Source organism: Microbacterium sp. TS-1 (genome assembly GCF_000509385.1).
Lineage (GTDB): Bacteria > Actinomycetota > Actinomycetes > Actinomycetales > Microbacteriaceae > Microbacterium > Microbacterium arborescens.
Genome location: NZ_BASQ01000001.1, coordinates 441,164 through 456,569, shown reverse-complemented (window position 1 = coordinate 456,569; position 15,406 = coordinate 441,164). Strand labels below are relative to the sequence as shown.

20 protein-coding genes are annotated in these 15,406 nt (G+C 69.7%); 17 read left to right on the top strand and 3 right to left on the bottom strand.

The features are described from left to right. Position 1: 1 nt before the first annotated feature. Complete coding sequence (locus tag MTS1_RS02090; protein ID WP_023950979.1) at positions 2–1,171, bottom strand: glutamate--cysteine ligase; 1,170 nt, start codon at positions 1,169–1,171, stop codon at positions 2–4. 183 nt (positions 1,172–1,354) lie between these two features. On the opposite strand from MTS1_RS02090, the gene rpsP reads away from it, so the two are divergent. From rpsP to trmD, 4 genes are read left to right on the top strand one after another with little or no spacing between them, the layout of a single operon-like run. Beyond that, positions 1,355–1,780, top strand: coding sequence for a 30S ribosomal protein S16 (rpsP, locus tag MTS1_RS02085; protein ID WP_023950978.1), 426 nt, complete (start codon positions 1,355–1,357; stop codon positions 1,778–1,780). Positions 1,781–1,784: 4 nt separating this feature from the next. Next, a complete protein-coding gene (locus MTS1_RS02080) occupies positions 1,785–2,015 on the top strand; it encodes an RNA-binding protein (protein WP_023950977.1) in 231 nt (76 codons plus the stop codon). A 1-nt stretch (position 2,016) separates the two neighbouring features. Beyond that, positions 2,017–2,634, top strand: a complete 618-nt coding sequence (gene rimM / locus MTS1_RS02075; protein ID WP_023950976.1) for a ribosome maturation factor RimM — start codon at positions 2,017–2,019, stop codon at positions 2,632–2,634. A 1-nt stretch (position 2,635) separates the two neighbouring features. Further along, positions 2,636–3,340: a tRNA (guanosine(37)-N1)-methyltransferase TrmD gene (trmD, locus tag MTS1_RS02070; protein WP_023950975.1), complete on the top strand. Its 705-nt coding sequence runs from the start codon at positions 2,636–2,638 to the stop codon at positions 3,338–3,340. Positions 3,341–3,369: 29 nt separating this feature from the next. Here the strand turns inward: trmD and map are convergent, their stop codons facing one another. Continuing rightward, positions 3,370–4,152 (bottom strand): type I methionyl aminopeptidase, encoded by a 783-nt coding sequence (gene map / locus MTS1_RS02065; RefSeq protein WP_023950973.1) that lies wholly within the window; start codon positions 4,150–4,152, stop codon positions 3,370–3,372. 52 nt (positions 4,153–4,204) lie between these two features. Between map and MTS1_RS02060 the strand changes: the two genes are divergently transcribed. From MTS1_RS02060 to MTS1_RS02015, 10 genes are all read left to right on the top strand, one after another. Beyond that, positions 4,205–4,699: a hypothetical protein gene (locus MTS1_RS02060; protein WP_023950971.1), complete on the top strand. Its 495-nt coding sequence runs from the start codon at positions 4,205–4,207 to the stop codon at positions 4,697–4,699. Between the two features lie 155 nt (positions 4,700–4,854). Continuing rightward, the gene (rplS, locus tag MTS1_RS02055; RefSeq protein WP_023950969.1) at positions 4,855–5,202 is read left to right on the top strand and encodes a 50S ribosomal protein L19; all 348 of its coding nucleotides are present in this window, start codon (positions 4,855–4,857) and stop codon (positions 5,200–5,202) included. Between the two features lie 141 nt (positions 5,203–5,343). After that, on the top strand, positions 5,344–6,087 hold the full coding sequence (gene lepB, locus MTS1_RS02050) for a signal peptidase I (RefSeq protein ID WP_023950967.1): 744 nt from the start codon (positions 5,344–5,346) through the stop codon (positions 6,085–6,087). Then, positions 6,084–6,743: a ribonuclease HII gene (locus MTS1_RS02045; RefSeq protein ID WP_023950965.1), complete on the top strand. Its 660-nt coding sequence runs from the start codon at positions 6,084–6,086 to the stop codon at positions 6,741–6,743. The genes lepB and MTS1_RS02045 overlap by 4 nt, the downstream gene beginning before the upstream one ends. Before the next feature lie 63 nt (positions 6,744–6,806). Then, a complete protein-coding gene (locus tag MTS1_RS02040) occupies positions 6,807–7,130 on the top strand; it encodes a DUF2469 family protein (RefSeq protein ID WP_023950963.1) in 324 nt (107 codons plus the stop codon). Between the two features lie 90 nt (positions 7,131–7,220). Beyond that, complete coding sequence (locus MTS1_RS02035) at positions 7,221–7,583, top strand: YraN family protein (protein WP_023950961.1); 363 nt, start codon at positions 7,221–7,223, stop codon at positions 7,581–7,583. After that, complete coding sequence (locus MTS1_RS02030) at positions 7,580–9,124, top strand: YifB family Mg chelatase-like AAA ATPase (protein ID WP_023950959.1); 1,545 nt, start codon at positions 7,580–7,582, stop codon at positions 9,122–9,124. The genes MTS1_RS02035 and MTS1_RS02030 overlap by 4 nt, the downstream gene beginning before the upstream one ends. Beyond that, complete coding sequence (dprA, locus tag MTS1_RS02025; protein ID WP_023950957.1) at positions 9,121–10,320, top strand: DNA-processing protein DprA; 1,200 nt, start codon at positions 9,121–9,123, stop codon at positions 10,318–10,320. Before MTS1_RS02030 ends, dprA begins: the two co-directional genes overlap by 4 nt. 58 nt (positions 10,321–10,378) lie before the next feature. Further along, complete coding sequence (locus tag MTS1_RS02020; protein WP_023950955.1) at positions 10,379–11,290, top strand: tyrosine recombinase XerC; 912 nt, start codon at positions 10,379–10,381, stop codon at positions 11,288–11,290. A gap of 80 nt (positions 11,291–11,370) precedes the next feature. Beyond that, on the top strand, positions 11,371–11,943 hold the full coding sequence (locus MTS1_RS02015; RefSeq protein ID WP_023950953.1) for a DUF3060 domain-containing protein: 573 nt from the start codon (positions 11,371–11,373) through the stop codon (positions 11,941–11,943). 3 nt (positions 11,944–11,946) lie between these two features. On the opposite strand, the gene MTS1_RS02010 is transcribed toward MTS1_RS02015, so the two are convergent. After that, positions 11,947–12,465, bottom strand: coding sequence for a murein hydrolase activator EnvC (locus MTS1_RS02010; protein ID WP_036304594.1), 519 nt, complete (start codon positions 12,463–12,465; stop codon positions 11,947–11,949). Between the two features lie 277 nt (positions 12,466–12,742). Here MTS1_RS02010 and rpsB point away from each other — a divergent pair, with 277 nt between their 5' ends. From rpsB to pyrH, 3 genes are all read left to right on the top strand, one after another. Beyond that, entirely contained in the window at positions 12,743–13,624 is an 882-nt protein-coding gene (gene rpsB, locus MTS1_RS02005; RefSeq protein ID WP_023950949.1) for a 30S ribosomal protein S2, read from the top strand. Positions 13,625–13,729: 105 nt separating this feature from the next. Continuing rightward, entirely contained in the window at positions 13,730–14,557 is an 828-nt protein-coding gene (gene tsf, locus MTS1_RS02000) for a translation elongation factor Ts (RefSeq protein ID WP_023950948.1), read from the top strand. An 87-nt stretch (positions 14,558–14,644) separates the two neighbouring features. Continuing rightward, positions 14,645–15,364, top strand: coding sequence for a UMP kinase (gene pyrH / locus MTS1_RS01995; protein WP_023950947.1), 720 nt, complete (start codon positions 14,645–14,647; stop codon positions 15,362–15,364). The last annotated feature ends 42 nt before the right edge of the window (positions 15,365–15,406 follow it).

Here is a 15,406-nt window from a genome sequence, read left to right as displayed (position 1 = left end):
CTCAGCGGCCGACGTCCGGCTTCGCCAAATGCTGGCGCAGCGTGGGGCCGTCGCGGAACTCGCGGATCAGGTGCTGGACGACCTCGCGAAGGTCGCCGTCGGCGGCATCCGCGACGCGCGTCTGACGGAGGTAGCTGGCCCCCTGATCGAGAATCGTGTTCAATCCACGGAACTCGCGCGCGCAGTGCAGCTCTTCGGCGATCGGCTCGAGTTCGGCCATCGTGTCGCGGAGGTGGTCGGCGACGTGGCGCTGAGTGCCGTCGGCATCGACGATCAGACGCGCGTCCAGCCCGTACCGAGCTGCCCGCCACTTGTTCTCGCGGACGAACCACGGCGGGATCGTCGGGAGCTCGCGGCCCTCATCGAGCTGCCGTGAGAGATGCTCGGTGAGGACCTGGACGAGGGATGCCACGGCCGCCAGCTCGGGGAGGGTCGACATCCCGTCGCAGGCGCGGATCTCGATCGTTCCCCACTTGGGAGCGGGGCGGATGTCCCAGCGCACCTCCGAGGCGTCCTCCATGACGCCCGTGCGGACCATGCCGTCGAGGTAGCTCTCGAAGTCGCTCCACTGTGTGAAGCTCCACGGCAGGCCGGCGGTCGGCAGCTGCTGGAAGACGAGGGCCCGGTTGGACGCGTATCCGGTGCGGTCGCCGGCCCAGAACGGGCTCGACGCCGACAGGGCCTGCAGGTGGGGGAGGTAGAGCGACAGTGCGTTGATGAGGGGGAACACCTTGTTGACGTCCTCGACGCCGACGTGGATGTGGATGCCCCAGATCATCATGTTCCGGCCCCACCACTGGGTCCGCTCGATGAGCTTGTGGTAGCGGGTCTTGTCGGTGATCTGCTGCTCGTACCATCGGGCGAAGGGGTGACTTCCGGCGCAGAGCATCTCGAGGCCGCGCGGTGCGGCGAATTCGCGCACCCGCTGGATGGCGTCATCGATGTCGTCAACAGCCGCGGCGACCGTGTCGCCGACCCCGCTGGTCACCTCGATGGTGTTCGTCAGCAGCTCGCCGGTGATCGTGTAGCGCTCGAGTGCGGAGGAATCCTCCACCTCGGCGAGCACTTCGGGCGCCCGGGGCGCGAGATCCCCGGTGTCGCGGTCGGCGAGCATCAACTCCCACTCGATGCCCACGGAGGAGCGGGCAGACGTGGCGAAGGGGACCGTCATGCGCTCAGTCTGACACGCGGTGCGGTGCGGTTCGCGACGACCGTCATCATCTGGCAAAATAGACGGTTGGACCGCTCGCTCGACCCTCTATCCGGCGGGAAGGTCCACCCTCAGAGCTCCCGCCGGGTGTGCACCCCACGCTCCAGGCGACGTTCACTTCACATCACACCACTCAGGAGAATTGTGGCTGTCAAGATCCGTCTCAAGCGCCTCGGTAAGATCCGCGCGCCCTACTACCGCATCGTCGTCGCCGACTCGCGCACCAAGCGCGACGGCCGCGTGATCGAGGAGATCGGTCAGTACCACCCGACCGAGGAGCCCTCGATCATCAAGGTCGACTCCGACCGCGCCCAGTACTGGCTGTCGGTCGGCGCTCAGCCGACCGAGCAGGTCACCGCGCTGCTGAAGCTCACGGGCGACTGGGGCAAGTTCAAGGGCGACAAGAACGCCGTCTCGACCGTCCGCACGGCCGAGGCCAAGGGCGAATTCGTCGCAGACGCGTCGAAGAAGTCGGTCATCAAGCCGCAGGCCGCCAAGAAGGCCGAGGAGCCCGCCGCTGAGGCTCCCGCCGACGAGGCTCCCGCCGCCGACGCGACCGACGCGGAGTAATCCGTTGCTGTCCGCCGCGCTCGAGCACGTCGTCAAGGGGATCGTCGATCATCCTGATGACGTCGTCATCCGTTCCTCCTCGTCGCCCCGCGGCGAGGTCCTCGAGGTGCGCGTGCACCCCGACGACCGGGGACGGGTGATCGGGCGCGGCGGACGCACCGCCAAGGCGCTGCGGGCGCTGATCTCCGCGCTTGCCGACGGCACGCGCGTTCGCGTCGACGTCGCGGACGACTGACATGGCCGCCGACCCCGCTCGCACACAGCTGCGCGTCGGGCGCCTCGTCAAGGCGCACGGCCTCAAGGGCGCACTCAAGCTCGAGCTCTACACCGATGATCCCGACGGCCGCTTCGTGCCGGGCGCGACGTTCACGTTGCAGGTCCCCGAGGCGTCTCCCTGGCACGGCAAGTCCGTGACCGTCCGCGAGTTCCGGTGGATGAACTCGCACCCCGTTCTCTTCCTCGAGGACGTCAACGACCGCGATGCTGCCGAGAGCCTCGTCAAGGCCATCCTCTGGGTCGACCAGGACGGCGACGCCACGGTCGAGGATGACGCCTGGTTCGATCACCAGCTCGTCGGCCTCGACGTCGTGCGCGACGGCGAACGGGTCGGACGCATCGCACGCGTCGATCATCTCCCCGCGCAGGACCTCCTCATCGTCCAGCGCGACGGCGACGACACCGAGATCCTCGTGCCGTTCGTCAAGGCAATCGTGCCCGAAGTGGATGTCGCTGCGGGCCGGGTCATCGTGACCCCGCCGGCGGGGCTGTTCGAAGACCTTCCGGCCGAGGAAGCTGACGACGCCTCCGGCGCCGCATCCGACCGGGACGGCGACGACGCCCCCTCCGAGGACTGACGTGCGCGTAGACGTCGTCACGATCTTCCCCACATTCTTCGACGTCCTCGAGGTCTCCCTTCTCGGCAAGGCGCGCGGCGCCGGCCTCCTCGACGTCCGCGTGCACGACCTGCGGGACTACACCACCGATCGGCACCGCACCGTCGACGACACCCCGTATGGCGGCGGTGCGGGGATGGTGATGAAGCCCGAGCCGTGGGGGCTCGTACTGGATGCGATCGTGGCGGACGCGGGCGATCGCCCGACGTTCATCTTCCCTTCGCCTGCCGGCGAGCGATTCTCGCAGAGCACCGCGCGCGAGCTGAGCGAAGCGTCGCACCTGGTCTTCGGCTGCGGCCGCTACGAGGGAATCGACGAACGCGTCTTCACCTACGCGGCGACGCTCGGCGATGTCCGGCTCATGAGTCTCGGGGACTACGTCCTCAACGGGGGAGAGGTCGCCTCGATGGCGATGATCGAGGCGATCGGGAGACTGATCCCCGGCGTCGTCGGCAATCCCGAGAGCCTCGTGGAGGAGTCTCACGAGGACGGGCTGCTGGAGTACCCCTCGTACACGAAGCCCGCATCGTGGCGCGGTCACGATGTGCCGGACGTCCTGCTCAGCGGGCATCACGGGCGCGTCGCGGAGTGGCGGCACGCCCAGCGGGTCGAGCGGACGCGCGAGCGCCGTCCCGACCTGCTTCCCGCGGACGACTCCGAAGCCTGAGCCGGAAGCCGGTCGGGTCGAGGGACGCGTCAGTCGACGCCGAGGAACGACCGGTCGGTGAGGACGACCGGACCGTCCGCGGTGATGGCGACGGTGTGCTCGGAGTGCGCACCCCGCGATCCGTCGGCGCTGCGGAGCGTCCAGCCGTCGGCATCCGTGACCAGCTTGTCGGTGCTCTGCAGGAACCACGGCTCGAGCGCGACGACGAGACCCGCACGCAGCGGGTAGCCGCGGCCCGGCTTGCCGTCGTTGGGCACGTGAGGGTCGCCGTGCATCTCGCGTCCGACGCCGTGGCCGCCGAAGTCCGTGTTGATCGACAGGCCGTCGGCGCGCGCGACCGTCGCGACCGCGTGGGAGATGTCGCCGATCTTGTTGCCGACCACGGCGGCGCCGATCGCCGCGTCGAGAGCGCGCTCAGTCGTGTCGATCAGTGCGAGGTCTTCGTCGCGCGGGGTTCCCACGACGAACGACACCGCGGAGTCGGCGACCCAGCCGTCGACGGAGACGGCGAAGTCGAGTGTGACGAGATCGCCGTCGCGGAGGGCATAGTCGTGGGGCAGGCCGTGCAGCACGGCGTCGTTGATCGACGTGCAGATGACCTTGCCGAACGGGCTGGCGCCGAACGACGGGTGGTAGTCGATGTAGCAGGACTCGGCCCCGGCGCGGCGGATCAGGTCGTGCGCGCGCCGGTCGATCGCCAGGAGGTTCGTGCCGACCTTCGTCTCGTCGCGGAGGGTCGCCAGCGTCTCGGCGACGAAACGTCCCGCGGGGCGCATCGCTTCGATCTCGGCAGGGGTGCGCAGCTCGATCATCGTGATCCTCTCTTCAGCTTCTATCCTGCCGGACCGGCGTAGCATCGGGAGCATGTGGCTGCGACGCGCGCTCTTCCATTGGCTCCTTCCGGCGGCTCTGGTGCTGCCGCTGTGGCTCGTGGTGGGCTGGGCCATCTCGGGCGCGAGCGGCTGGGTGTTCCTCTGGGTCCTCTTCATCGCGGTGCCGGCCGTTCTCGTCGGTCAGCTCGTGACGACGTTCCTGGTGCGGGCCCGGGGCACCGTTCGACACTCGCGGATGCTGTCGTGGTGGGACGTGCTCGTGTTCACGCTGTGGCACGCACTCATCATCGCCATCGGGTTCTACCCCGAGGGTGCCTTCTGGCCGCTGCTTCTCGCCGCAGTCGCCGCCTTCCTCGGCGTCTTCTGGGTGTCGCTCTGGCAGCTCTTCCGCGAAGCGCGTCCCGTCTCGCTGTTCTCCGTCGCCACCGATCCCGCCTACCTGCGTGAGGCGATGCGGCCCACGACCGAACGTCGTGCCGACGAGAAGGTCGTGATCATCGAAGAGGTCCGACGCAGCGACAGCTGACGTTTTGGTCGGCCGGGCCCGGCATGGCAGAATGAACGCTTGTGCCCTGACGGATCTCTGCCTCAGGGGAGCGGCGCCCGGCGGGTGCCCGGGGCACCGCATCCTTATTCAACTCTCTCGTGGTCGACCTGAGGCGGTCGCAGGAAGAACAGATCATGCAGATCCTCGACTCCGTCGACGCAGCATCGCTGCGCAGCGACATCCCCGCATTCGCCCCCGGCGACACCGTCAAGGTGCACGTCAACATCACGGAGGGCAACCGCTCGCGTATCCAGGTCTTCCAGGGCGTCGTCATCGGCCGCTCCGGCGACGGTGTGCGCGAGACCTTCACCGTCCGGAAGATCAGCTTCCAGGTCGGCGTCGAGCGTACGTTCCCCGTCCACAGCCCCGTGATCGACCACATCGAGGTCGTCACGCGCGGTGACGTGCGTCGCGCCAAGCTGTACTACCTGCGCAACCTGCGTGGCAAGAAGGCCAAGATCAAGGAGAAGCGCGACCGCTGATCGCAGCGACGCATTCTCTGGATGCCCCGGGCTCAGGCTCGGGGCATCCGTCGTCTCCGCTGCGCGGTGACCGGTGATGGTCGCGGAATGTGCGACCCTGGGTAAGGCTCCCCGGCGGGAGAGTCGGATGAGAGGCGATGAATGACCACCGATGACCTTGCCGCGCAGGCGCCGAAGCCTGCGCGTTCACGATCACGTCGCCTCGGCCTGCTGCTTCGCGACATCCTCGTGATCGTCGCCATCGCACTCGCGGTGTCGTTCCTGGTCAAGACGTTCCTCGTCCGTTCGTTCTACATCCCATCCGGGTCGATGGAGCGGACGCTGCTGAAGGACGACCGGATCCTGGTGGACCAGCTCACGCCGCGATTCGGCGGGTATGCCCGCGGCGACGTCGTCGTCTTCCGCGACCCCGGTGGATGGCTCCCGGCCACGGTCGAGCCCGCCCGCCCGCCGCTCGTGGAGGGCATGGACTGGGTGCTCTCCGTCGTCGGGCTGTCGGCTCCCGACAGCAAGGATCACCTGATCAAGCGGATCATCGGGATGCCGGGCGATCATGTCGTCTGCTGCAATGCCGTCGGCCAGATCACGGTGAACGACGTTCCCATCGACGAGTCCTCGTACGTCTCGCTCGCGGACGGGCAATCGGCTCCGCAGGAGGTGCCGTTCGACGTGACGGTGCCCGAGAACTCGCTGTGGGTGCTCGGCGACAACCGCGATCATTCGCGGGACTCGCGCTACAACCGCGACCAGCCTTCGCAGGGGTTCGTCCCGCTCGACAACGTCGTGGGGCGCGCCTTCCTCATCACCTGGCCGCTCGACCGTTTCGGCCTCATCGACTTCCACCACGACGTCTTCGCGGGTGTGCCCGCGCCCGAAGGACGATGACTGTCGTCGCGCCCCGGCTGACCGTCGAACGGCGGCTGCTGCGCGAGCACGAGTTCGTCATCGCTCTCGACGAGGTCGGGCGCGGTGCGTTGGCGGGCCCGGTCTCGGTCGGTGCCGCCGTGCTCGACGCGCGCTGCGCGCGCCGCCGGATCCCCGAGGGGCTTCGCGACTCGAAACTCGTGACCGAGCTGCGCCGGCCCGAGCTGGCGCTGCGAGCAGCCGACTGGGTCATGGCGTCGGCGGTGGGGTCGGCCACGCCGGGAGAGATCGACGAGATGGGGATCGTGCGGGCGCTCGGACTCGCTGCAGTCCGAGCGATCCAGGGTCTCGGTGCTGTCGACCCCTTCGCCCCGGAGACCGTCGTCATCCTGGACGGCAACCACGACTACGTGAGCCCGATGGCCGGACCGGGCCTGAACGTGAAGACGATCATCAAGGCCGACCGTGACTGCGCCAGTGCGGCGGCGGCATCGGTCATCGCGAAGGTGGACCGCGACACCCATATGACCGACCTGCACGATGAGACGCCGATGTACGAGTGGGCGCGGAACAAGGGTTACGCCAGCGCGCTCCATCGCGCGGCGATCCGTGAGCACGGGTTATCGCGTCATCACCGGGCGTCGTGGGCGATCGCCGACGCGCCGACGCTCTTCTGACCTCGGTGCCCTGGGTCGCCCGGACGAGAACGTCGTGCTGCCGCCGCCTAGGATGGAAGCACCATGGATGACGAAGTCTTCGAAGACTATGACCGCGAGCTGGAGCTGGCGCTCTACAAGGAGTACCGCGACGTCGTTTCGCAGTTCCAGTATGTGATCGAGACCGAGCGTCGCTTCTACCTCGCGAACGACGTCAATGTCGTCCGGCGCGACACCGAGCACGACTTCTACTTCGAACTGACGATGAACGACGTGTGGGTCTGGGACATCTACCGGGCCGATCGTTTCGTGAAGTCCGTGCGGGTGCTGACCTTCAAGGACGTCAACGTCGAGGAGCTTCAGCGTCGCGACTTCGAGCTGCCCGACGAGCTCTCGCTCGACAGCTGACCTTCCTCCCCAGGACCGTCTCCGAGCCCGTTCTGCACGGTCGCGGGGCTATGGCCCCCAGGCTCTCCGCCGCCCCGCGAGAGTTCTCGTATGGCAGCGAAAGACGACCGGGGCCGCGCCGGTGAAGAGCGGGCTGCGCGGCACCTGACCCGCCTCGGCTACGAGATACTCGACCGCAACTGGCGCGATCGGCAGGGTGAGATCGACATCGTCGCGGTGTCGCGCGACGAGCTCGTCATCGTCGAGGTCAAGACCCGGCGGACCGCGGCGTACGGGCACCCGTTCGAGGCGGTCGATGATCGCAAGAAGGACCGGTTGTGGCGCCTCGCGTGCGCGTGGATCGCCGCGCATCCGGGGGAGGTGCGCGGGCGCCGGATACGCCTCGACGTCATCGGCATCACCGGCGACGACGTCGAGGCTGCGGTGCTCGAGCACGTCGAGGATCTGCGGTGAGCCTCGGCCGCACGTGGGCGGTCTCGCTCACGGGTCTGGTGGGCGACCTCGTCGAGGTCGAGGCCGACCTGTCGAATCAGACGCCCGCGTTCCGCATCGTCGGTCTCGCCGACCGGGCCCTCGCCGAGGCGCAGCAGCGCGTGCACAACGCCTGCCAGAACAGCGGGCTGCCGCTGTCGCGGCGTCGCGTGACGGTCAACCTCTCGCCGGCGAGCCTGCCGAAGCAGGGGGCGGGTTTCGACGTCGCCATCGCGGCGGCTGCGCTGGCGACAGAGCTGCCGATGGACCCGGCGTCGCTCGCCGACACCGTCCACATCGGCGAGCTGGGCCTCGACGGGCGCCTCCGCCCGGTTCCGGGCGTGCTGCCCGCTGTCATCGCCGCGGCACGGGCGGGACGACGGACGGTGATCGTTCCCGAGGCCTGCCGAGCCGAAGCCGCGCTCGTCGACGGGATTCGCGTCGTCGGATGCCGCACCCTTGCGGGCGTCGCGCGCTGGCACGGGCTCGAGATCGATGGCGACGACGAGGCGGTTCCCGAGGTGCCGGTACCGGCCACGGACGCAGCGAGCGGGGATGGGTTGCCTGTCGACGATCTCTCGGACATCCGGGGGCAGGAGGAGGCGATCGACGCGCTCGTCGTGGCGGCAGCCGGCGGCCACCATCTGCTCATGAGCGGTCCGCCCGGTGCTGGGAAGACCATGCTCGCACGCCGCCTGCCCGGGCTCCTGCCCGCGCTCGATGACGAGACCGCCCTGCAGGTGGCATCGATACGCTCGCTGTCGGGCACGGTCGTCGACAGCCTGAGCAGAGTGCCTCCGTTCGAGGCGCCGCATCACAGCGTGAGCGTCGCGGCGCTCGTTGGCGGTGGCAGCAGGTCGCTGCGGCCGGGAGCGATCGCTCGGGCGAGTGGAGGCGTGCTGTTCCTCGACGAGGCTGGGGAGTACAGTGCCCACGCGCTGGACTCTCTCCGTCAGCCGCTCGAGGCAGGATCGATCGACATCCACCGGGCGGGGTTCCGGGCGACGCTTCCGGCGAGGTTCCAGCTGGTCCTCGCCACCAACCCCTGCCCGTGCGGACAGTACGGCGTCCGCGGCGGCACGTGCTCGTGCCCCTCGCTCGCGATCCGCCGCTATCTGGGTCGCCTCTCGGGTCCGTTGCTCGACCGCATCGACATCGAGCTCTCGCTCGCGCGGGTTTCCCTGGCCGACCTGACGGCGCGCGCTCCTGCGCACATGACCACGGCCGAAGCGCGGGAGCAGGTCGCGGCCGCGCGTGCGCGGGCTGCAGCGCGGCTGGCGGCGACGCCCTGGCGGACGAACGCCGCTGTCTCCGGAGCCTGGCTGCGCGATGGACCGCTTGCACCCGAGCCGCGCGTCCGCGCTCCCCTCGATGCGGCGCTCCAGCGCGGCGCGCTCACCCTGCGCGGCTACGACCGGGTGCTGCGGGTGGCGTGGTCGGTCGCCGACCTCGCCGGTCGCGAGCGCCTGACCGCGGGTGACGTCGGGCGCGCGCTGTTCCTCAAGAAGGGGCTGCAGCCGTGAGCGGCGACGACGCGCGCGTCGCGCTGGCGGGGCTCGTGCCTGCCGATGACCTCGAGGACCCCGAGAGCCGTGAGGAGCGCTGGGCCCGGGCCCGGTGGTCGGTGCTCGCGGAACCCGGTGACGGCGTCGCCGGACTCTCGATCCAACGGCTGGGAGCTGCCCGTGCGCTCGACTGCGCCCTGCGCGATGACGCGCCTCCGCCGGAACTCGACCTGAGCGTGGGGGACTGGCGCCGCGCGTGTGCCCGCTGGCGGCCGCGCCAGGATGACCATCACTATCCGATCGAGCGGGCCCGGCGGGTGGGCGTCAGGCTTGTCGTCCCGGAGGATGCGGCGTGGCCGGCGCACGTCGACGAGCTCGGCATCCATGCTCCTGTCGCCCTGTGGGCACGCGGGCACACGGACGAGCTCGCGACGGCGGCGAAGGCGACGACGAGCTCGACGGCTGTCGCGCTCGTGGGCGCCCGTGCTGCGACGCCATACGGGGTGCAGGTCGCGGGGGAGATCGCGGGAGACCTCGCCGTCGGCGGTGCGACGATCGTCTCGGGTGCCGCCATCGGCATCGACGCAGCGGCGCACCGGGCGTGCCTCGCGGTCGACGGCGTCACGATCGCCGTGCTGGCCGGCGGCGTCGACAAGGCGTACCCGTCGGGGCACGCCGGCCTGCTGACGGACGTGTCGCGCCGTGGCGTGGTCGTGAGCGAGGTGCCATGCGGCACGGCGCCGACGAAGTGGCGTTTCTTGCAGCGCAATCGGCTCATCGCCGCGCTCTCCGATGCCACCGTGGTGGTCGAGGCGGGGTGGCGGTCGGGTTCGTTGAACACCGCGGGCCACGCAGCGGCGCTCGGGCGGGCCCTCGGGGCAGTGCCGGGGCCGGTGACCTCGGCGGCTTCGGCAGGATGCCACCGGATCCTTCGCGAATACGACGGCCGGTGCATCACGAGCGCGGAAGACGTGCGGGAGATGCTCGGATGGTCGAATCAGGCCGGCCCTGCCGTGGCTGTCGAGGGCGACGGCCGTACAGACGATGCCACGAGGGTGCTCGACGCGTTGAGCACACGAACGCCCCGCAACGTCGCGGAGATCGCTCGGCGCTCCGGCGTGGCCGGCGCGGAAGTGAGCGCCTGGCTGGGACTCCTGGCGCTCGACGGTCGAGTCGTGTCCGACGAGCGTGGGTGGCGTCGAACGGCGAGCTGAAGGTCGGCGGCCCGCGAGCCTGGCCCGGCGGCACCGGCGTATCGGTCATGCTGGCTGCATGCTCATCTCGGAGGCGGCGGAGGCGTATGCGGAGCATCTGCTGCGCGTCCGCAGGCTGTCGGAGAACACCGTCCGGGCCTACCGCAACGATCTCGTCGATCTGGCTGCGGCGTCGGGAGACATCGAGCTCGAAGAGGTGGACATCGAGGTGCTGCGTGACTGGGTCTGGCGCGCGAGTGAACGGGGCGACGCGCGCTCGACACTGGCTCGCCGAACCGCGACCGCGCGCGGCTTCTTCGCGTGGGCGACCGAGCGCGGCGCGATCGCCAGCGATCCCGCGCTGCGCCTCGCGTCGCCGAAGCGCGCGCGAACCCTGCCCAAGGTCGCGACCGCCCAGACGATGGCGGCGGTCCTGGACGATCTGCGGGTGCGGGCGGCCGACGGAGACCCGGTCCTCCTCCGCGACCACGCGATCCTCGAGCTGCTGTACGCGACGGGCATCCGCGTGTCCGAGCTGTGCGGGCTCGACCTGGACGACGTCGACAGCGCACGGCGCACGGCGCGCGTCACCGGCAAGGGCGATAAAGACCGGGTCGTTCCGGTGGGCGGTCCGGCGTTCGACGCCGTGCAGGCATACATGGTGCGCGGGCGCCCGGTGCTCGCGGCGCGCGCCGCGAGCGCCACGGGGGCGGCCCGCGCGGTGTTTCTCGGCTCACGCGGAGGCCGGCTGACTCCGCGCGGCGTGTACGCGACGGTCTCGGAGAAGCTCGGCCCGGCACTCGGGGTGGATGCGGTCGGGCCGCACACCCTGCGACATTCCGCCGCGACGCATCTGCTGGATGGCGGCGCCGACCTGCGCGCCGTCCAGGAGATCCTCGGGCATGCAAGCCTCGGCACGACGCAGATCTACACGCACGTGTCGGGGGAGCGGCTCGCCGCCGCCTACCGCCAAGCTCATCCACGGGCCTGATGGTGCGCCGTGCCGGAGCGTCGTAGCGTGGAGCCGCCGGGCTCACCGTGAGGGACCGGGAACACCGTGAGGAGACGCGTATGAGAACGCCCGCCGTCGTCGTGGGGGCGATCGCGCTCGTCGCGATGCTGGCATCGTGCACACCGGCATCCTCGGACCAGCCCGACCGTATCGTCCGCCCCACCGCGCCCCGGACGGCACCCGCCCCCTCTCCCGTGTCACCGACGACCTCGGACGTGTCGCCGGGCGCGACGGCTCCCGCTGCGCCCGAGGCAGGTGAAGTCTCGTGTGTCGACGGCGTGCTCACGATCCGCGGAAACGACCTCGACGTCTCCTTCGCCGGCGAATGCGATCTGGTCCGGATCGAAGGCACCGCGCTCGACGTCGACCTGGAACGAGCGCGTATCGGCCGTGTGGTCGCGAGCGGCGATCGCCTCGAGATCGACCTCGGCTCCGTCGACTCGCTCGAGGTCACGGGGCAGTCCGCTGACGTCGATGCCGTCGTCGTCGGCGCTCTCGCCGTCGCGGGCGACCGGAACACCGTCGAGGCCGATGAGGTCGGCGCCGTGTCGGTGTCGGGCAACGACAACCGGGTCGAAGCCGACCGTCTCGGGGCGGTCACGCAGAGCGGCGACCGCAACGCGATCGGCTGACGCTCAGCAGCACGGCAAGAGGACCGGCCGGGCCAGGCCGGCGACCATGATGAGCGGGTTGATGTACTCCCCGTGGCGGCGGATGCCGAAATGGATGCCGCGGTCGCGGACATGACCACCGGTGGCCGCGGTGCCCACCGGCTCTCCGCGGGCCACCGCGGTTCCCGGCGCGAGCGTCGTCTCGACCGGCTCGAGGCTGGTCACCAGGCCGTCATCGTGATCGATCGTCACGACGGGCCGGCCCGCCACCGGGCCGGCGAAGGCGATCGTCCCGCCGGCCGGGGCGAGGACCTCGGCGTCCGGGCTCGACAGGTCGACGCCGCGGTGACCGGGGGCGTATTCGTGCGCGGGGGCTTCGAATCCACGGACGACCGTGGGCTGTCGGAGTGGCATCGTCCACCCCGACGGCGGGGCGGGAACGGCATCCGCATGGGCACCCGGGTCGGACCCGGGATCGCCGAGGAGGAGCAGGCTCACCGCGACGAGAGCTGCGGCGAGGCTTCGGACGACACGGCGGATCATGTGCCGAGTCTCGAGCCCGTGCCGAGCGCGGACGGTGCGGAGAGCCGACACGTGGAGAAGCCGACCGCCGCGCGCCTCGGGGAGGAGCGGCTCACTGCTACACTGATCACCGCACCTCGCTCGTCGAGGTGACTACGCGTGCCCTGAGCGATCGGTTCTCCGATCGTGGCGCATCTTCCCCAGGTCTCCCGCTCCGGCGGCGAGCGGAAGTGCGTCGGGCGCCAGGAGTACCGGGCCGTCGGCCCGGCGAATCAACCGAAACAGAAGGAGAACGGTCATGGCCGTCGTCACCATTCGCCAGCTGCTCGACAGCGGCGTCCACTTCGGGCACCAGACCCGCCGCTGGAACCCGAAAGTCAAGCGCTTCATCCTGACCGAGCGCTCGGGCATCCACATCATCGACCTGCAGCAGTCGCTGTCGTACATCGACCGCGCCTACGAGTACGTCAAGGAGACGGTCGCCCACGGCGGCACGATCCTCTTCGTCGGCACCAAGAAGCAGGCGCAGGAAGTCATCGCCGAGCAGGCGACCCGCGTGGGGCAGCCCTACGTCAACCAGCGCTGGCTCGGTGGTCTGCTGACCAACTTCCAGACTGTCTCGAAGCGGCTCGCCCGCATGAAGGAGCTCGAGGAGCTCGACTTCGAGAACCCGGCTGCCAGCGGCTTCACCAAGAAGGAACTGCTGCTCAAGAAGCGCGAGCTCGACAAGCTGCACAAGTCGCTCGGCGGTATCCGCAACCTGCAGAAGACTCCGTCGGCCATCTGGGTCGTCGACGCCAAGCGCGAGCACCTCGCCATCGACGAGGCCAAGAAGCTCGGCATCCCCGTGATCGGCATCCTCGACACGAACGCCGACCCCGACGAGTTCCAGTACCCGATCCCCGGCAACGACGACGCGATCCGCTCGGTGAGCCTGCTCACGCGCATCATCGCCGACGCCGCGGCCGAGGGCCTCATCCAGCGTCACCAGCCGTCCGACGAGTCGGCCGAGGCCGAGCCCCTCGCCGATTGGGAGCGCGAGCTGCTCGAGAGCGCTCCGGCTGAGACCGCTGTGGTCGAGGGCGCTGCCGCCGAGGTCGCCGCGACCGAGACGCCCGCCGACGAGGCCGGCGCCGAGGCGCAGGGCGAGACCGTCGCCGCCGAGGCCACCGAGAAGTAATCAGCGCGTCTTCCTGACCCGCTACGATCGGCGCGGCCGCGGCTGAGCCCGGCCGCGCCGATCGGCATCCACGAGATCTCCCACAGACAGAAGGAGCCGCCACTCATGGCAAACTTCACCATCGCCGACATCAAGGCTCTTCGCGAGCAGCTCGGCACCGGAATGGTCGACACCAAGAAGGCCCTCGAAGAGGCCGACGGCGACGTCGAGAAGGCCGTCGAGATCCTCCGCCTCAAGGGCGCGAAGGGCAACGCGAAGCGTGCCGACCGCTCCACGAGCGAGGGCCTCGTCGTCGCGCGCGAGCAGGACGGCAAGGTCACCCTCGTCGAGCTCGCCTGCGAGACCGACTTCGTCGCGAAGAACGACCGCTTCATCGCGCTGGCCGACAAGGTCGCCGACGCTGCAGCCGCCGCATCCGCCGACTCGGTCGAGGCCGCCCTCGCCGCCGACGCTTCGGGTCAGACGATCGAGCAGCTCATCAACGATGAGGCCGCCATCATCGGCGAGAAGGTCGAGCTGCGCCGCGTGCGCACGCTGACCGGCGACGCGTTCGAGATCTACCTCCACAAGACGAGCAAGGACCTGCCCCCGCAGATCGGCGTCGTCGTGGCGTACTCCGGCTCGGACGCCGAGACGGCTCGCTCGATCGCGCAGCACATCTCGTTCGCGAACCCCAGCTACCTGTCGCGCGAGGACGTTCCCGAGGCCGACGTCGAGAAGGAGCGCGAGATCGTCACCGAGATCTCCCGCAACGAGGGCAAGCCCGAGGCTGCTCTGCCCAAGATCGTCGAGGGCCGCGTGGGCGCGTTCTTCAAGCAGGTCGCCCTGCTCGACCAGGACTACGCGAAGGACAACAAGCTGTCCGTCGCGCAGGTCGCGAAGGATGCCGGCATCACCATCACCGACTTCGCTCGGTTCAAGGTCGGCGCGTAATTGCCCGAAAGGCCCGCATCCTCGGATGCGGGCCTTTTCCATGCCCATCCGGGCGATACTCTGCAACACAGCGACGAGAGGGACACGATGAACGATGAGAAGACCGGGCGCCGTCGCGTCCTGCTGAAGCTTTCGGGCGAGGCGTTCGGGGGCGGCCAGCTGGGCGTCAACCCCGACGTCGTCGGTCAGATCGCCCGCGAGATCGCCGAGGCGGTCGACCGGGTCGAGGTCGCGATCGTCGTCGGCGGCGGGAACTTCTTCCGCGGAGCCGAACTGAGCCAGCGCGGCATGGACCGCGGCCGTGCCGACTACATGGGCATGCTCGGCACCGTCATGAACGCCCTCGCGCTGCAGGACTTCCTCGAGCAGGCGGGGGCTGCGACGCGTGTGCAGTCGGCCATCTCGATGACGCAGGTCGCCGAGCCCTACATCCCACGCCGCGCGGAGCGCCACATGGAGAAGGGGCGCGTCGTGATCTTCGGAGCCGGCGCGGGCCTGCCCTACTTCTCGACCGACACCGTCGCCGCCCAGCGCGCGCTCGAGATCAAGGCAGACGAGGTGCTCGTCGCCAAGAACGGCGTCGACGCGGTCTACACCGCCGACCCGAAGAAGGATCCGACGGCGCAGAAGATCGAGAGCATCACGTACGGCGAGGCGCTGCAGCGCGGGCTCAAGGTCGTGGATTCGACCGCCTTCAGCCTCTGCATGGACAACCGCATCGACATGCGCGTGTTCGGCATGGAGCCGGCCGGCAACGTCACCCGCGCCCTGCTGGGCGAGCGCATCGGCACGCTCGTCACCGTGTGAGCGGCATCCGCCCGCAGACTAGACTTGACCGGACGTACCGAC

Excerpts from the sequence above, each read along its gene's own strand:
- MTS1_RS02090 (WP_023950979.1), bottom strand. The coding sequence starts at position 1,171 with ATGACGGTCCCCTTCGCCACGTCTGCCCGCTCCTCCGTGGGCATCGAG.
- rimM (WP_023950976.1), top strand. The coding sequence starts at position 2,017 with ATGGCCGCCGACCCCGCTCGCACACAGCTGCGCGTCGGGCGCCTCGTC.
- map (WP_023950973.1), bottom strand. The coding sequence starts at position 4,152 with ATGATCGAGCTGCGCACCCCTGCCGAGATCGAAGCGATGCGCCCCGCG.
- MTS1_RS02060 (WP_023950971.1), top strand. The coding sequence starts at position 4,205 with ATGTGGCTGCGACGCGCGCTCTTCCATTGGCTCCTTCCGGCGGCTCTG.
- rplS (WP_023950969.1), top strand. The coding sequence starts at position 4,855 with ATGCAGATCCTCGACTCCGTCGACGCAGCATCGCTGCGCAGCGACATC.
- lepB (WP_023950967.1), top strand. The coding sequence starts at position 5,344 with ATGACCACCGATGACCTTGCCGCGCAGGCGCCGAAGCCTGCGCGTTCA.
- MTS1_RS02045 (WP_023950965.1), top strand. The coding sequence starts at position 6,084 with ATGACTGTCGTCGCGCCCCGGCTGACCGTCGAACGGCGGCTGCTGCGC.
- MTS1_RS02040 (WP_023950963.1), top strand. The coding sequence starts at position 6,807 with ATGGATGACGAAGTCTTCGAAGACTATGACCGCGAGCTGGAGCTGGCG.
- MTS1_RS02035 (WP_023950961.1), top strand. The coding sequence starts at position 7,221 with ATGGCAGCGAAAGACGACCGGGGCCGCGCCGGTGAAGAGCGGGCTGCG.
- MTS1_RS02020 (WP_023950955.1), top strand. The coding sequence starts at position 10,379 with ATGCTCATCTCGGAGGCGGCGGAGGCGTATGCGGAGCATCTGCTGCGC.
- MTS1_RS02015 (WP_023950953.1), top strand. The coding sequence starts at position 11,371 with ATGAGAACGCCCGCCGTCGTCGTGGGGGCGATCGCGCTCGTCGCGATG.
- MTS1_RS02010 (WP_036304594.1), bottom strand. The coding sequence starts at position 12,465 with ATGATCCGCCGTGTCGTCCGAAGCCTCGCCGCAGCTCTCGTCGCGGTG.
- rpsB (WP_023950949.1), top strand. The coding sequence starts at position 12,743 with ATGGCCGTCGTCACCATTCGCCAGCTGCTCGACAGCGGCGTCCACTTC.
- tsf (WP_023950948.1), top strand. The coding sequence starts at position 13,730 with ATGGCAAACTTCACCATCGCCGACATCAAGGCTCTTCGCGAGCAGCTC.
- pyrH (WP_023950947.1), top strand. The coding sequence starts at position 14,645 with ATGAACGATGAGAAGACCGGGCGCCGTCGCGTCCTGCTGAAGCTTTCG.